The organism is Smaragdicoccus niigatensis DSM 44881 = NBRC 103563 (assembly GCF_000380645.1).
Taxonomy (GTDB): Bacteria; Actinomycetota; Actinomycetes; order Mycobacteriales; family Mycobacteriaceae; genus Smaragdicoccus; species Smaragdicoccus niigatensis.
This window is the reverse complement of record NZ_AQXZ01000013.1, coordinates 267,793-282,440: the sequence shown is the minus strand read 5'-3', so window position 1 is coordinate 282,440 and position 14,648 is coordinate 267,793. Positions and strand designations below refer to the sequence as shown.

The 14,648-nt window shown below is 64.1% G+C and carries 14 protein-coding genes; 5 read left to right on the top strand and 9 right to left on the bottom strand.

The window, feature by feature from the left end; genetic code table 11:
- Positions 1-10: 10 nt before the first annotated feature.
- Complete coding sequence (locus F600_RS0106935; protein WP_018159873.1) at positions 11-1,705, top strand: CocE/NonD family hydrolase; 1,695 nt, start codon at positions 11-13, stop codon at positions 1,703-1,705.
- Here the strand turns inward: F600_RS0106935 and F600_RS0106930 are convergent.
- The 4 genes from F600_RS0106930 to F600_RS0106915 form a co-directional block, all read right to left on the bottom strand.
- On the bottom strand, positions 1,680-2,120 hold the full coding sequence (locus F600_RS0106930) for a PAS domain-containing protein (protein ID WP_018159872.1): 441 nt from the start codon (positions 2,118-2,120) through the stop codon (positions 1,680-1,682). The two genes, F600_RS0106935 and F600_RS0106930, sit on opposite strands and share 26 nt — an antisense overlap.
- 42 nt (positions 2,121-2,162) lie before the next feature.
- On the bottom strand, positions 2,163-2,933 hold the full coding sequence (locus tag F600_RS0106925; RefSeq protein WP_018159871.1) for a lysophospholipid acyltransferase family protein: 771 nt from the start codon (positions 2,931-2,933) through the stop codon (positions 2,163-2,165).
- Positions 2,934-3,040: 107 nt separating this feature from the next.
- Positions 3,041-4,006: an esterase/lipase family protein gene (locus tag F600_RS0106920; protein ID WP_018159870.1), complete on the bottom strand. Its 966-nt coding sequence runs from the start codon at positions 4,004-4,006 to the stop codon at positions 3,041-3,043.
- Between the two features lie 171 nt (positions 4,007-4,177).
- Positions 4,178-5,146 carry an alpha/beta hydrolase gene (locus tag F600_RS0106915; RefSeq protein ID WP_018159869.1) on the bottom strand — a complete coding sequence of 323 codons (969 nt, stop codon included), beginning with the start codon at positions 5,144-5,146 and terminating at the stop codon, positions 4,178-4,180.
- A 136-nt stretch (positions 5,147-5,282) separates the two neighbouring features.
- Between F600_RS0106915 and F600_RS0106910 the strand changes: the two genes are divergently transcribed.
- Together F600_RS0106910 and F600_RS30165 are read left to right on the top strand one after the other, a co-directional pair.
- Positions 5,283-6,014, top strand: a complete 732-nt coding sequence (locus tag F600_RS0106910; RefSeq protein WP_026306246.1) for an MgtC/SapB family protein — start codon at positions 5,283-5,285, stop codon at positions 6,012-6,014.
- Between the two features lie 81 nt (positions 6,015-6,095).
- Positions 6,096-7,232, top strand: coding sequence for a sugar ABC transporter substrate-binding protein (locus F600_RS30165; protein ID WP_018159867.1), 1,137 nt, complete (start codon positions 6,096-6,098; stop codon positions 7,230-7,232).
- Here the strand turns inward: F600_RS30165 and F600_RS30160 are convergent, their stop codons facing one another.
- The 4 genes from F600_RS30160 to F600_RS0106885 all read right to left on the bottom strand — a co-directional run bounded on the left by F600_RS30160 (position 7,233) and on the right by F600_RS0106885 (position 11,546).
- Complete coding sequence (locus F600_RS30160; RefSeq protein ID WP_018159866.1) at positions 7,233-9,413, bottom strand: outer membrane protein assembly factor BamB family protein; 2,181 nt, start codon at positions 9,411-9,413, stop codon at positions 7,233-7,235.
- A 48-nt stretch (positions 9,414-9,461) separates the two neighbouring features.
- Entirely contained in the window at positions 9,462-9,986 is a 525-nt protein-coding gene (locus F600_RS0106895; protein WP_018159865.1) for an FKBP-type peptidyl-prolyl cis-trans isomerase, read from the bottom strand.
- A gap of 54 nt (positions 9,987-10,040) precedes the next feature.
- Positions 10,041-10,325 (bottom strand): hypothetical protein, encoded by a 285-nt coding sequence (locus F600_RS27250; protein WP_018159864.1) that lies wholly within the window; start codon positions 10,323-10,325, stop codon positions 10,041-10,043.
- A 78-nt stretch (positions 10,326-10,403) separates the two neighbouring features.
- Positions 10,404-11,546: an acyl-CoA dehydrogenase family protein gene (locus F600_RS0106885; RefSeq protein ID WP_026306245.1), complete on the bottom strand. Its 1,143-nt coding sequence runs from the start codon at positions 11,544-11,546 to the stop codon at positions 10,404-10,406.
- 105 nt (positions 11,547-11,651) lie between these two features.
- On the opposite strand from F600_RS0106885, the gene F600_RS0106880 reads away from it, so the two are divergent.
- Complete coding sequence (locus F600_RS0106880) at positions 11,652-12,263, top strand: TetR/AcrR family transcriptional regulator (RefSeq protein ID WP_026306244.1); 612 nt, start codon at positions 11,652-11,654, stop codon at positions 12,261-12,263.
- A 199-nt stretch (positions 12,264-12,462) separates the two neighbouring features.
- The gene (locus F600_RS0106875; RefSeq protein WP_018159861.1) at positions 12,463-13,929 is read left to right on the top strand and encodes an MDR family MFS transporter; all 1,467 of its coding nucleotides are present in this window, start codon (positions 12,463-12,465) and stop codon (positions 13,927-13,929) included.
- 49 nt (positions 13,930-13,978) lie between these two features.
- Here F600_RS0106875 and F600_RS32335 read toward each other — a convergent pair whose 3' ends face one another.
- Complete coding sequence (locus tag F600_RS32335) at positions 13,979-14,635, bottom strand: LuxR C-terminal-related transcriptional regulator (protein ID WP_026306243.1); 657 nt, start codon at positions 14,633-14,635, stop codon at positions 13,979-13,981.
- Positions 14,636-14,648 lie beyond the last annotated feature (13 nt).

The window sequence follows — 14,648 nt, the reverse complement described above, 5'->3', positions numbered from 1 at the left end:
GAGGTCGATCATGCCCGACCCGAACGCCCCGGCGCGTGATCGGCCGTGGAAGCGTCCCGGTGCGGTTCGGTATGCGATCTCTCGGATTCGCGGACTGATTCATCCGGACGTCACGGTGTACGAACCGGAACCGGGTGCGATCGTCAGTGATCTCGACGTCCCGATCGTCTCTCGCGACGGAACCACGTTGCGTGCCAACGTCTATCGCCCGCCGGGTGACGGTCCGTTCCCGGTCGTGATGTGTGCGCATCCGTATGGGAAGGACAACCTTCCCGTACGAACCCGATTCGGGTACCGATATTCGGTGCAGTACCGGATGCTCCGGCAACCGCGAACTGTGCGGTTCTCGACGCTGACCTCGTGGGAAGCGCCGGACCCGGCTTGGTGGGTTGCGCAGGGATATGCCGTCGTCAACTGCGACCTTCGTGAGGCGGGCACGTCCGAGGGGACGCTCGCCCTGTTGACCGATCAGGAGGGCGAGGACGTCTACGACCTCGTCGAGTGGGCCGGAGCCCAACCCTGGAGCAACGGCTCCGTCGGGATGATGGGTGTCTCGTACCTCGCGATGTCGCAGTGGAAGACCGCGGCGCTGCATCCGCCGAGTCTCAAGGCGATCGTGCCGTGGGAAGGCTTGACCGACTGCTACCGAGATCTCGTCCGTCCCGGCGGAATCCGGGAGAAAGGGTTCCTCCGGATTTGGAGCCTCGGCTTGCGACGTGCGGGCCTCACGTTCGGGATCGAGGACGCCGCCGACAAGCATCCACTGCACGACGACTGGTGGGATTCGCTCGTTCCGGACCTGTCGAGGATCACTGTGCCTCTACTCATCTGTGGCAGCTTCTCCGACAACAACCTGCACAGTCGAGGATCGTTTCGAGCGTTCGAGCGAATCAGTTCGGTCGAGCGGCACGTGTACACGCATCGTGCGGGCAAGTGGGCAACGTTTTACTCCGACGAGGCGCTCGCGGTGCAGCTGGACTTCTTCAATCGGCACCTGCGCGGCATCGACGCTCCGGAGCTTCCTCCGGTCCGGCTCGAGGTTCGGGAATCGCGGGACGTCGTCGCATCGGTTCGTGCGGAATCGACGTGGCCGCCGGTTGGCGCGACGTGGACCACCTTGCGCCTCAACGAATCTGGCCTGACACCGGAGCCAGCCGGGCAGACGGGATCGATCGCATTCAACGCTCGATCGCAGGGTGTTCGGTTCGGCTGGACCGTTCCGGACGACATCGAGGTCGTCGGGCCGATGGCGCTGCGGCTGTTCGTGGAATCGACCGCGCCGGACGTGTATCTCTTCGTCGGCGTCGAGAAGTGGCGCGACGGGACGTTCGTTCCCTTCGAAGGGTCGTACGGCTTCGGACGCGACCGCGTGACGACGGGCTGGCAGAAGGCCTCGATGCGACGGCTCGATGAGACACAGACCCGCGAATTCGCCCCTGTTCCCACCCTGACTGACCAGCAGTTACTGTCTCCCGGCGAGGTCGTTCAGGTCGACCTCCCGCTCGGTCCGTCTGCCACGATGTTCCGGCGCGGGGAGCGACTACAGCTCGTTGTTTCCGGTCGGTGGCTGTGGCCGCGGAACCCGTTGACGGGCCAGTTTCCAGCAGCGTATGAGAGTTCCCCGCGCGGAAAGTGCACGTTGCATTGGGGTCCGAACCGCGACGCGAGACTGTTGATCCCTATCGCCGCGAAATATCGCGAATGATCACCAGCGTGTAGCCGCCGTCGAGGAACTGGTGCGAGAACTCGACCGTTCGGCGCGCGCCGTCCTTCCGGACGATCGTGTTCGCGTACAGGCCCTCGATACCGCTATGGACGTCCGAGGTGACTGCGCGGCGCACACCATTCGGGTCCACCAGACCGAGAGTGATTGACGTCTGGCCGAGCAGCTCCTCGCGGCGGTATCCGGTGAGGGTGCAGAACGAGTCGCTCACCTCGAGATACATGCCGCCACGGGTGCACAGCACAACCGCGTCGTACGCGCGGCGCAACAGCGTCTCGACGAAGTCCTGAAGGTCGACGTACGACACTTCGGCGGGCTTGTTGGCAAGCTCACCCTCGCCATCGCGGACTCGACGGGCGCGCTCGAGCCACGACAAGGGCCGTCCGTCGTTCTCCACGACGCCATCGTAAATCGAGCGGTCCGGATTGCCTGTTTGCGGTCAGCTTTGTCTGCGAGCTGCCTTTCGCTCGGCCCGAATGCGCTTCTCTTCGTCATCGAGCTCAGCGGCCCTCTCCAGGGATGGCGCAGACCCGCCGTAGGACGCGGGAAGCCACCAGGCGCCGTCTTCCTTCTGCGGGTACGCCTTGATGCACTCGTCGAGAAGAGCCTCCATGCGGCGGCGCAGTTCGGCAGTTTCCGCGACCGGGTCTTCGCCGGTCAGGTGCATCGGTTCGCCGACCCGGATCACGACGGCTTTGCCGCGGGAGAAGTCGCGCGGGTGGTCCTTGGTCTGATAGCGATGCATCCCGAAGTGGACGACCGGTATGAGCGGCACGCCGGCGGCGGCTGCGATCCGAACGGCACCGGACTTCAGATCCTTGATGAGGAAACTGCGCGAGATCGTCGCCTCGGGGTAGATGCCGACGACCTCTCCGCGGCGGCACGCATCGACCGCGACATCGAGGGCCTCGGCGCCGCTGGCGCGATCGACGCTCAGGTGCTTGAACGCGCGCATGAAGGGTCCGCCGAAGCGGTTGTCGAAGATCTCGCGCTTGGCCATGAACCGGGTGAACCGCTTCTGCTCGGCCGCGGGGTAGGCGGCCATCATCCAGTCGAAGTAGGAGTTGTGGTTGCAGGCGATCACGGCACCGCCGCTTCTGGGCACGCGTTCGGTGTTGGCCATATCCATCGGCACGGAGAACCGCATCCATGCCTTCGAGGCGCGAATGATGAGCCGATAGGGGACGTCCCGCTTCACCAGTCCGAACATCGTCAGGCCTCCTGATCTGCCGTAAATGCCGTCAAGTTGTTCCCTGGTAAGGACGATATCGGCATATTTCGGTCAGGGAACTGCAACAGCGGCTGCGCAGCTACCGGCTACCTCACGTACGGCAGGAACGGCGCCACATAGAAGCACGGAACCGGCGAGGCGGTGGCCGGATCGAGGGCGTTGAGCACGTACCACCAGGCCCGCTGGCTGTAGAGGATCGAGGCGTGCTCGGAGTGGTCGAGTGCGCATCCGTCTTGAACGAGCCAGTTCGTCGCGTTCGGTGCGTCGTAGAACTGCGTGTCGTACGGGGTCACCACTTCGTCGTACTTGGTGACGATCGCGTAGTACTGCGGGCCCGGGACGGTGTCCCCGTTCCCGTAGACCTGCCTGATGAGCTTGTCGTCGTATTCCTGCTGCGTCAGGCCGGGAGTGAGGAATCGAATGGTCTGTTCGCCGAACGGGCCAATGACCGGGATGAGGGTCCGCATCCACACCATGTCGCTGAGAGTCGTTCCCCGCGACGGCGAGATTCCGACCTTCGTATGCACCTTCTTCGCTCCGCCGAGAAACTTCAAGTAGTAGTCGGGGAGGATTCCCGCGCCCTGCGACTGACCGACCAAGTCGACCTGCGAGGCGCCGGTTGCGGCGAGCACTCGGTCCACCGTGGCGGCGAGTTTGCGGCCGGACTGTCGGATATCGCCGAGGGCCTGGATAGGGAATCCAGGGATCTGCGTGACGTTCCCGAAGTTGAACGTAAAGACGCAGAATCCCTGGTTCTTCAGGAACGGTGAACCGGCCTGGAAGGCGAGGGCTTGCGTCGTGACGGTCGGATTGACCAGCACGACCGGTCGGGGGTGCCGAGCGCTCGGCTTGCAATGCCAATCGTTCGCACCGGGCGGCGCCTGTTCGGCGCCGACGAGTCCGGGAACGATGCCGGCTCGCAGATCCCACGGAACGGGAAGCGGTCCCTTGACCGGCGCGGCCGCGGACGGCGTCGCGGCGCCGATCGTCACGGTCAGCGCCGCTGCGACCGCAGCAAGCACGCGTTTTCCGAGCCGTGAGATACCCGCCATGGTTCCCGCCCCGATCCACAGATTCCAACACCGATTTGGCTCAGTTTCGAGCGGATCTAGCGGGTCACCGGAGGCGCCGCCACTCCAGGGCGGATTCGTGGCGTGGTCGAAACGAAATTGAAATGTGTTTGGACAGAAGGTGCTTAGTTGTAAAACGCGGATCTCGAGCGATCAGGCGAGGCGACTGTTCCGGCCGGCTTCCAGTGCCGCGACGAACTTTTCGATGCTGTCGAGGGCGGCCCGGGCTTCGGGAAGCAACGGGTAGCCGATCTGGAACACGTGGAACATCCCGGGCCACACTTCGAGCTGGACGTGGCCGCCGGCCGCGTTGAGTTCTCGTGCGTAATGCTCGGCGTCCGCAGCGAGGAGTTCACGACCACCCGCTTGGAGCAGCATCGGCGGGAAGTCCGGTCCGACGACCGATGCGACGTCCAGCCGCGGGTCGCGGGGGTCTCCGGTTCGGGTGTACATGCCCACGATGCGACTCGCGAGGGCGACGGTCATGAACGAATCCCTGACGGTCTTCTCCCGCTCGGCGGACAGCGTCCATGTGGGGTCCACCAGCGCTGACAGGCAGATCACGGCTCGTGGCTGGTCGACGCCGAGTTCGCGCAGTTGCGCGCAGAGTCCGAGGGAGAGATGGCCGCCCGCAGAATCGCCCGCCACGATGATGTCGCGTGGTCGGTGCCCTTGCTCGACGAGCCATAGGAAGCCGTTGAGTGCGTCGTCGTGAGCAGCGGGGAACCGGTGCTCGGGCGCGAGCCGATAATCGAGGGAGAACAGCGGCATGTCGAGTCGTCGCGCGATTTCCGATGTCAGGCCGCGGTGCGTTGCCGTGCTGCATCCGACGTAGCCACTGCCGTGCATGTAGTACACGACGGTCTGACCGAGACTGGCCGGAGTGCCGACCCACTCACCGCGAGTGCGGCCTCGTGACCACCGCGCATCGATCTTCGTGTGGGGGAGTTCGGTTCCGTGGGTCGCGTAGCAAACGACGTTGAACATCGTCCGCACGAGCGCGACGCCGAGGCGATTTGTCGGGACAAGATGACTCGGAGTCCGCAGCACGGTACGCAGCGCAACGTTCATGAGAACGCCCATACGCGACGGTGAGTGCGGCCATAGATCGTCTTTGACCATTTGTCGATTGAAACATCTTGATCGAGGTTTGCCTAGTCATATGTATTGGAAAGCGCGCGCGTGTATCGGTTGCCCGTGTGGGCAATGTGCCCGGTTTGCCCCACCCAGAGGGGGTGGCCGGCGTTAGCGTGAACTGGTGAACCTTGCGGCTTTTGGCGAGCCGATGGGCCAAAGTTGGGACCAGTTCGCCGATTTGGGAATCGCCTTCGTGCTGTCTGTCCTCATTGGGCTCGAGCGCGAACTCAAGCAGAAGTCTGCCGGTGTGCGGACCTACACCGTTGTCGGATTTGCGTCGGCGCTGTGGATGCTCGTCAGCAAATACGGATTCACCGACGTCCTGCGCGACGGCACGATCATGGTCGACCCGTCGCGCGTGGCAGCCCAGATCGTGGCGGGTGTCGGTTTCATCGGCGGCGGCATCATCTTCGTCAAACGCGATTCGGTCGTTCACGGACTCACGACCGCGGCCGGCATCTTCCTGACCGCCTCGATCGGTGCTGCGGCCGGCGGTGGCCTGTCCGAACTCGCGATCGCCGGAACCGTCGGCTACTTCGTCGCGGTGTGGTTCCTGCCGCCGCTCGCGCGCTGGTCCCGCCGGTTCGTCAAAGCCGAAGCGCCGTCGTTGCGAGTGCGCTTCTACGAGGGCCAGGGCTTGGTTCAGAAGATCGTCGAGACGGCGAAAGAGGCTGGATTCCACGTCACCGATATCGCCACGACGCGGCACGAGGAAGGTGCCGAGCCCGGACAACACTCGATCGAGCTGCGGGTCTTCCTCGACGGGAAAGGCGACGTCCAAGCGGTCGTCGATGACGTCAGCGACATTCCGGGCATCCTGGCGGTGTCGACCTTCCGGAACGATTCGGAGTAACTCTTCGCCCCGGGTCGCCAGCACGCGGATAATTGTTGAGAGCCGCAGCTTTTCGATAGGCCACCCGGAGTCGTTACGTCCATGAATCGCCGGACTCTCCTGCAGCTCGGGGCGCTGACAGTGCTCAGCCCGAGTTGCAGCACTGGCAACGATTCGTCCGGATCATCGAGCTCGTCTGCTCCCGAGGTTTCCACCGCGGACCTGGCCACCTTCGATTCGTCGCTTCCCGCTGGTCCGCCGACGCACCTTCCACGTCGGGCGGCCTGGATCACGACGGAGGAGGTCGAGTTCTTCCGCCAATTCGGAATCGGCATGAACAAAGCGGTTGCCTCCCGCGAGGTCCAATACGTCGAGGCGTACACGACGACGAACCTCGTCAAGAACGTCCGGCAACTCGAAACAGCGTTGGCGCGCGGGCTGGGTGCGCTGGCCTTTCAACCCTCGGACTACAACGCGCAGCTCCCGGTCCTCGAGGCCGCGCTGCGGCAGGGCGTGTGCTTGGAAGGCATCATCACCCACCCGAGCACGCTGCAGATTGCGGCGAGTCAGTACGACATCGGGTTTCGGCAAGGCAAGGGCGCTGCCGACTACGCCCTGCAGCATCTGAACGGGTTGGGCCGGGTTCATTACACCAATAGCGACACGGTTCCCCAGCTCAAGATTCGCCACCTCGGCGTGCTTGACGGACTGAAGACCGCGGGTGACGCGGTCGAGGTGGTGAGCGACCTGACCTGGAAGGACACTGCTTCGGAAAACGTGAAGGCCTTCATGGTGGCGTTGGCGGCACATCCGGAAATCAACATCATCCTCGGCGGAGACGGGTTCGTCGCGCCCGCCTATCGAGCCATGGAGGCCGACGGAAAGCTTCGCCCCGACATGTATTTCGCGGGTATCGACGGCGATGCGAAGGCTCTCGAGCTCATCCGGCAGGACGGACCGTATCGATCGACGCTTGCCTTCGGATGGCAGCTCATGGGCTACGGCATCGGGTGGTTCGCGGCCGACTGGATCGAGGGCAAGCAGATTCCGCGCGTTCTCGTGGCGGAGTCGATCCTGCTCGATTCGGCGGCGTCCATCGATACCTACGTCGCCGACAACAACAGCCCGGCCGCGGTGTTCGCCGACCGCGCCAAGTACGAGCGGTACTGCCCACTCCTCGGCAACGTCAGCTACGCGACGCGCGACACCGTGTGGCGAAAGGAATACATTCCTAAATGATCAGGTCTGGAAGGCAAAGACCTTGCCCTCATAGGACCCGACGAACACCGCATCCTGAGCGACCGCGGGCGATGACCAGATGGGTCCGCCGGTCGGTGCCTTCCAACTGACCTTTCCGGTGCCGTCGTCGAGCGCGTACAGATAGCCGTCCCAGCTTCCCGCATAGACAACGTTTTTCGACACTGTGGGTGACGCGGTCACGTGTCCGCCGGTGGCGGTCTTCCAGCGGACTTCGCCGGTCTTCGCATCGAGCGCGTAGATGTTGTTGTCGTAGCCGCCGACGTATACGAATCCGTTCGCGACGACGGGGGAGGAGTAGACCTCTCCGCCCATCGGGGCCTTCCAGGCCTGGGCGCCCGACGAAGCATCGAACGCATACATCGAACCGTCGTCACTCCCCAGGTAGACCATGGAGTCCCCGATTGCGGGAGCGGTCCAGGAGTCGCCCGCGGAAACGCTCCATTTGATCGTGCCGGTGGCGGCGTCGAGAGCGCTGACGTGTCCGTCCGTGCCGACATAAACCGTGCCGTTTGCGATCGCGGGAGCGGAGCTGGCGGTTCCGTTGACCGGCGTTTGCCAGCGCACCTGGCCGGTTGCTGGATCGAGGGCCAGAACGAACCAGTCGGTGGTGGCGAGAAAGACCAGGTTCTCCGCGGTGGCTGGCGACACGGGATAGGAATCGCCCTGATTGCCGGTGGGTGTTTTCCATCGCACCGTGCCGGCATCGACGCTCAGGCCGTAGACCCGGCCATCCCAACTGGTGGCGACGACGGTATCGGCGGCGACGACCGGCGATGGGCGAACTCGGTCACCGATCGTGGTCGTCCACGTCGGTGTCCCGGAATTGAGTTCGAGTGCATACACTTTCGCGTCCGCGCCGCCGATGAACACGCGATCGTCGACCACAAGCGGAGTCGAGGAGAGCATCATCGGGCTGACTTGATTCGTCCACCAGACCTCGCCGGCTGCGGTCGGCCGCGGCACGCTCTTGGTCTCCTCGGACGACGAACCGAGCCGCCAAACCGCCGCGCCGCCGACGACCGCCACCGCAGCGCCGCCGATGCCGGCAAGCACCAGGCGTCGACTCGGCTGGCGCTTGACGACGGGTTGAGCTGGTTGCGCAGCGGGCTCCGGGCTCGGTGCCGGAATGGATTCGGACTCCTTGCTTTTCGCCGGAGTCGAGGGCGACGCGACGGTCGATGCGCCGGTGTCTTCAGACGAGGGACCACCCGGTCCGGTGGTCTGGTCCGACCATGGGGTACGCAGCGCGGTCTGCTCGTCGGACCCGCTCCACGTGAAGCCGGATTCGGCGGTGTCGTGGCCGGCGGGAAGGTGCGCGCGCAGCCGGAGCAGTTCTTCGCGCATCGCCGTCGCGGAGGGGTATCGGTCGGCGGGATCGAAGGCGAGCGACCGTTCGATGATCTCGTCGAAGACCGTCCCAAGTGCGGGGCGCACTTCCGAAACCGGTGGGAACTGGTTCTTCATCCGCCCTTCGATGATCTGCCACGGTGTTTCCCCAGGGAACGGAAGCCGGTTGGTGAGCAGGTGATAAATCGTGCAACCGACGGCGTAGATGTCGGTCCGGGCGTCGACCCGACGACTGTCCTGGGCTTGTTCCGGGGCGAGATAGGCGAACGTGCCCACGACGTCCCCGGTCCCGGTGAGCAGTTCGTTTCCACCGGCGAGATGCGCGATCCCGAAGTCCATCACCTTCACGCCACCGGTGTCCGTCAGCATGATGTTGGAGGGTTTGATGTCGCGGTGGACCACGCCGCGGTCGTGCGCGTGCTGTAAAGCGGCGAGCACCTTCGCCATGATCTCGATCAACTGAAGCGTCGCGAGCGGACCGTACTTCTGGTGCGCCGCCGACAGCGTCATGCCGGACACGAGTTGCATCACCAGGTAGTAGACCGTCTGCCCGCTGAGCCGGCCTTCCCCCATGTCGTAGACCTGCACGATTCCGGGATGGTCGAATCCCGCAATGACCTTGGCTTCGCGCCGGAATCGATCCAGATACTTGCTGGGCTGCGACGCGTCGGCGATCAGCTCGCTGCGCAGTACTTTGACCGCGACCATCCGGTCGAGCTTGTCGTCCCAGGCGCGGTACACGCAGCCCATGCCGCCGACGCCGAGAACCACGTCGAGCCGGTACCGATCTGCGAATACTGCGATGGGCTCCAAACCCCACCTACTTTCGAACCTAGGGGTTCGGCCTAATCGTAAGCTGCGCTACTTGACCGCGTCGATGACGAAGACCAGCGTCTCGTTGGCCTTCATGCCGTTGCCGCCTTCGCCATAACCCAAGGCCGGCGGCACGATGAGCAGTCGGCGCCCACCGGGCTTGATGCCGACGAGTCCCTGGTTCCAGCCATCGATGACCGAGGCCTGTCCGACGTTCTCGACGGTGAACGGCTCATTGCGGTTCCACGACGCGTCGAGTTCGACCTTGTCGGACCACGTGACGAGGTCGTACTGGACCGTCACGTTGTCGCCGTCCTTGACCGCCGCGCCCTTACCCTCAGTGATGTCCTTGATCAGCAGCTGCGTCGGCGGTGCGCAGGTGTCCGGGATCGTGATCTCCGGACGGGAGCCGAGCTTTCCGGTCACCTTGACGTCGTCGGCCTTGCACGGCGGGCGGGTGTCAACCGTCGTCGCGGTTGCCGAGTTGGCCGAACCGCTCGAGCCACAGGCGGCCAGTGCGGCCGCGGTCGAAAGGGTCGCCGCAGCGATCAGGATCTTGGACGAGTTGCGCATGGTTGGCGAGCCTAGCGAGCATCAGTGTCGATGCCCGGCAGCGCCTCGCGTGAACTATGCCTGCGCGCGCTTCTTCGCCTTGGCGTCGTCGACGAACTGGCGGGCTTTGTCGGCTGCCGACTGGGTCGCGAAGCGAACCTTCTCGCGATTCTCCTCGGAGAAGATCTCGCGGGTCTTGTCGCCCACGGTCTGGCCCGCGCTCCGCATCTTCGCCATGTTCTCGTCGCCCACGAGCTCGTTCGTCTTGGCGACGATCTGGTCGTAGCGTTCGCGTCCGGCCTTGGTACCGAAAACGTATCCGGTGGCTCCAGCGGCAGCGGCAAACAGCAATCCGAGCATGACAATCCCTTCGTTGCAGGTCAGCCTATCTGCGACGAAGGGATTGACGCTCTCGAATGTGATCTACGCCGTGTCGGCTCACATGGTGCGCGAGATGATCTCCTTCATGATCTCGCTCGTGCCGGCATAGATCTGCGAGACCCGGATGTCGGTCCAGGCACGTGCGATCGGGTACTCGAGCATGTAGCCGTAGCCACCGAAGAGCTGCACACACTTGTCGATGTTCTTCATCGCGGTCTCGCTGGCCCACAGCTTCGCCATCGCGGCCGTCGGGACATCGAGCTTGCCTTCGATGTGCAGCTCGATGCACTCGTCGATGAACGAACGTCCGACGCGGCAGTCTGTGGCGATCTCGGCAAGCTTGAACTTGGTGTTCTGGAACTTGAAGATCTCGCGTCCGAAGGCCTCGCGGTCGTGGGTGTACTGCTTGGTGAGCTCCAGGGCGAATTCCTGCGCCGCCTGCGTGCTGACCGCGACGATGAGGCGCTCCTGCGGAAGCTGCGCCATGAGGTGGAAGAAGCCGAGTCCTTCCTGGGTGCCGAGCAGGTTCGTCACCGGAATACGGACGTCGTCGAAGAACAGTTCTGACGTGTCCTGACCCTTCATGCCGACCTTGTCGAGGACGCGGCCGCGGCGGAAGCCCTCGCGCTCGGTCTCGACCAGCACGAGCGAGACGCCCGCCGCGCCACCCTCGGGGTTGGTCTTGGCGGCGACGATCACCAGGTCACATTGCGCACCGTTGGTGATGAAGGTCTTGGCGCCGTTGACGACGTACTCGTCGCCTTCCTTGATCGCCCTGGTCTTGATGCCTTGCAGGTCCGAGCCGGTGCCGGGCTCGGTCATGGCGATGGCGCCGACGACCTCGCCGCTGGCCATCTTGGGCAGCCAGTGCTGCTTCTGCTCTTCGGTGCCGTACGCGAGGATGTAGTGCGCCACGATGCCGCTGTGCAGCGAAGCGCCCCAGCTCGAGTCGCCGGCGCGCGCCTGCTCTTCGATCAGCACGGCTTCGTGCGCGAACGTGCCACCGATGCCGCCGTACTCCTCCGGGATCGAGGCGCACAGCAGGCCGAGCTCGCCGGCCTTGTTCCACAGGTCGCGGTCGACTTGGTGGTTCTGAATGAACTTATCGACGTTCGGCTTGATCTCGCGCTCACAGAATTCGCGCGCGAGGTCGCGGAACAGTTCGAGGTCTGCGTCCATCCACCGAGGGGAGGAGGGCATGGGTTCTCCTTTGAAGCCATCTAGCGGTACACGGTGTACCAAAGTTGTCTTGGACATCATGTACCACCAAGGCTCTGGATGGAACAGGGTGTACCTTTGCGTGTCGTGACTAACGTGGAGAAGCGCGCTGATTCCTCCGCTGCGCTCTCCGCAGGCAGCGACCGCCAGCAGAAGATCATCGACGCCGCAACGAAGGCGATCGAGGAGTTCGGACCCGATGTCGCAATCGGCGTGACCGCCGACCTCGCAGGTTTGCCGAGGCCGCATATCTACCGCCACTTCGAGAGCAAGGCCGAACTCGATCAGGCCGTGGCCCAGCACGCCGCGCGCGTTCTCGGTCGCCGCGTGCGACCGACGCTCAGTGACTCGGGATCTCCCATCGGAATCATTCGTTCGGCCAGTCGCGAAGTGGTGGGCTGGGCCGGCGAACACCCCAATCTCTACCGCTTCCGCGCGCTCCGCCGGGATGCACCTGCGGTGCAGGGTTATTCCCGCGCGGCGGCCGCCTACCTGCACCGACTCGGCCACGACGCGGTCTTCCCGGCACAGACGGTGGCCGCCGTCGTCGGACTCGTCGACGCCAGCGTGCTGTGGTGGCTCGACAACCCCGACCAGCTCACCGACGACGAACTCGTCGAGAAGCTGACGCGCCAGGTGTGGCTCGTCGTCGAGCAGGCCGCCCGCGACATGGGGATCGCTGTCGACCCCGACGCCTGAGCGAACTTCCGCCCGAAAAAAATCGGTTGCGCGCGTGTTGCGGGAATACGCATTCTGACTACGCGGTTGTGATCTCAGTCGGCTCGCAGAGAACCTCGAAACTTTCTTTCGAAGCTTGTCGTATTTCGGCCTTCTCGTTCGTCGTACTGATGAGTGGGTGGTCAGAAGGCCTTCCGCGCCAACTATCGAAGGGGACCCCATGAGTGCCGTGACAGACGTCGTAGATCCCGTAGAACCGGTGGACGCTGTCGAGTCCGAGACTGTCTCCGGCAAAACGCCGACGATCATCAAGTTGCTGGTCGCCGCGACGTTCGTGGTGATCCTCAACGAGACCATCATGATCAACGCGATTCCGCGGCTGATGGTCGACTTCAACGTCAGTGCGCGTTCGGCGCAGTGGCTGTCTTCGGTCTTCATGCTGACAATGGCCGCGGTCATCCCAGTGACCGGCTGGTTCCTGCAGCGCGTCACGACCCGACAGGCCTACACGCTGGCGATGGTCACCTTCGGGTTGGGCACGCTGGTCGCCGGACTGGCTCCGTCGTTCGAGGTGCTGCTGGTCGGCCGTGGAATTCAGGCCGCAGGCACCGCAGTGATGATGCCGCTCTTGATGACGACGCTGATGCAGGTCGTGCCCGAGGCAGACCGCGGTCGCGTCATGGGTGATGTCATGCTCGCGATGTCGGTTGCCCCCGCGATGGGTCCCGCAATCTCCGGGCTCATCCTGCACCTCGGTTCGTGGCGATTGATCTTCGCGTTCGTGTTGCCAGTGGCAGCGGTGATCACCCTTCTCGGTCTGCGCCGCCTGGAGAACATCGGCGAGTCGAACCACAGTGCCGTCTCCTGGGTCAGCGTGGCGCTGGCCGGACTCGGATTCGCGACGTTGGTCTACGGTCTCAGCGAGATCGGCGCCCGCAGCGGCGTGGAGCTGACCGTCATCATCGGTGTCGGTGCGGTGCTGGTCGCTGCTTTCATCGCCTACCAGCTGCGACTGCAGAAGTCGGACAGCCCGCTGCTCGACCTGCGGACACTCAAGCACCGGACCTTCACGGTCTCGCTGCTGCTGATGTCGGCCGCATTCATGTCGTTCATCGGCTCGATGATTCTGCTTCCGCTGTACCTGCAGGATCTGCGCGGCTTGTCGGCGATGCAGACCGGTCTGCTGGTCATGCCGGGTGGTCTCGCGATGGGTCTGCTTGGTCCGCGCGTCGGTCGCCTCTATGACCGCAAGGGTTCACGGATGCTCGTGATCCCGGGCGCGATCGTCATGGTCGTGGTTCTCGCGCTGTTCAGCCAGATCCAAACGGACACGCCCTACGCGCTGATCCTGGCGCTGCACGTCGTCCTGATGGTCAGCCTGTCCGCGATCTTCACGCCGGTCTTCACCCTCGGTCTGGGTGTTCTGCCGCCGGCGCTGTACTCGCACGGCAGCTCGATCCTGGGCACGTTGCAGCAGGTCGCGGGTGCGATCGGAACGGCGATTCTCGTGGTCGTCCTCGAGAACCGCTCGACCGATTTGGCCGCGGCAGGTGCGAGCAAGGCGGCTGCGTTCGTCGGCGGTCTGCAGTGGGCCTTCGTGGTGGGAGCGGCATTCGGCGTCATCGTCGTCGTGCTGTCGGTGTTCCTGCCCAACAAGGTCGACTCACCGGCCGGAGCTCACCACTAACCCGGGGGTAATGAGGAGGGAGCACTTCACCATGAAGTGCTCCCTCTTCTCATTGGTCCGGAAGGTCGATCGATCTCCGCAGGTCTTGTCGCTGCGTGACCCGGAACGCGGCGAGGATCGCGCTCACGTGATGGCCGACCGTCTTCGGGCTGATGTACAGCTTCTCGGCGATCTCGCGGTCCGTGAGCCCCTGCTGGATCATTCGCAGGACCTCTCGGTGGCGCGAGGTGAGGTTGCGACGCTTTCCGGTGTCCAGCACATCCGCGAGGTTCATGAGACTCGCCTGGAGTAACCGGCTGTAAGCGATCGTGACGATCTCATCGGCGACGTCGCCGAACATGCCGTTGAACCCCGAATCGGTCCGAACGTTGATCGACAAGAGGGTGCCTTCGGCGACCGGTTCGAGACAGCCGGCGAATGCCGCACTGAACCGATAGCCGCTGTGCGTCGTGAAGGAGGTCTTCGTCGCGACCGTTTTCGGCTCGTCGAAGTCGATGATCTCGGAGGTCCACTCGGCGAGCACACCCATAAACGCCGTGTGTCCCCGCACCGTCGACCCGTGCCGGACGATTCCGGACGGTTCATCGGTGGTGACCGAGAACGTTCCTGGTAAGAACATCGGGACGTTCGACGGCGACGTGAGATGTGTCCACAGGTGCGTGACGGGTCGGTAGATGATCACCGACGCCTCTGCCACCTGCACCACTTGATCTGCCCTT

What these genes read in the sequence shown, in the direction of transcription:
- F600_RS0106935 (WP_018159873.1), top strand. Translation starts at nt 11, where the DNA reads ATGCCCGACCCGAACGCCCCGGCGCGTGATCGGCCGTGGAAGCGTCCC.
- F600_RS0106925 (WP_018159871.1), bottom strand. Translation starts at nt 2,933, where the DNA reads ATGTTCGGACTGGTGAAGCGGGACGTCCCCTATCGGCTCATCATTCGC.
- F600_RS0106920 (WP_018159870.1), bottom strand. Translation starts at nt 4,006, where the DNA reads ATGGCGGGTATCTCACGGCTCGGAAAACGCGTGCTTGCTGCGGTCGCA.
- F600_RS0106915 (WP_018159869.1), bottom strand. Translation starts at nt 5,146, where the DNA reads ATGGTCAAAGACGATCTATGGCCGCACTCACCGTCGCGTATGGGCGTT.
- F600_RS30165 (WP_018159867.1), top strand. Translation starts at nt 6,096, where the DNA reads ATGAATCGCCGGACTCTCCTGCAGCTCGGGGCGCTGACAGTGCTCAGC.
- F600_RS0106895 (WP_018159865.1), bottom strand. Translation starts at nt 9,986, where the DNA reads ATGCGCAACTCGTCCAAGATCCTGATCGCTGCGGCGACCCTTTCGACC.
- F600_RS27250 (WP_018159864.1), bottom strand. Translation starts at nt 10,325, where the DNA reads ATGCTCGGATTGCTGTTTGCCGCTGCCGCTGGAGCCACCGGATACGTT.
- F600_RS0106885 (WP_026306245.1), bottom strand. Translation starts at nt 11,546, where the DNA reads ATGCCCTCCTCCCCTCGGTGGATGGACGCAGACCTCGAACTGTTCCGC.
- F600_RS0106875 (WP_018159861.1), top strand. Translation starts at nt 12,463, where the DNA reads ATGAGTGCCGTGACAGACGTCGTAGATCCCGTAGAACCGGTGGACGCT.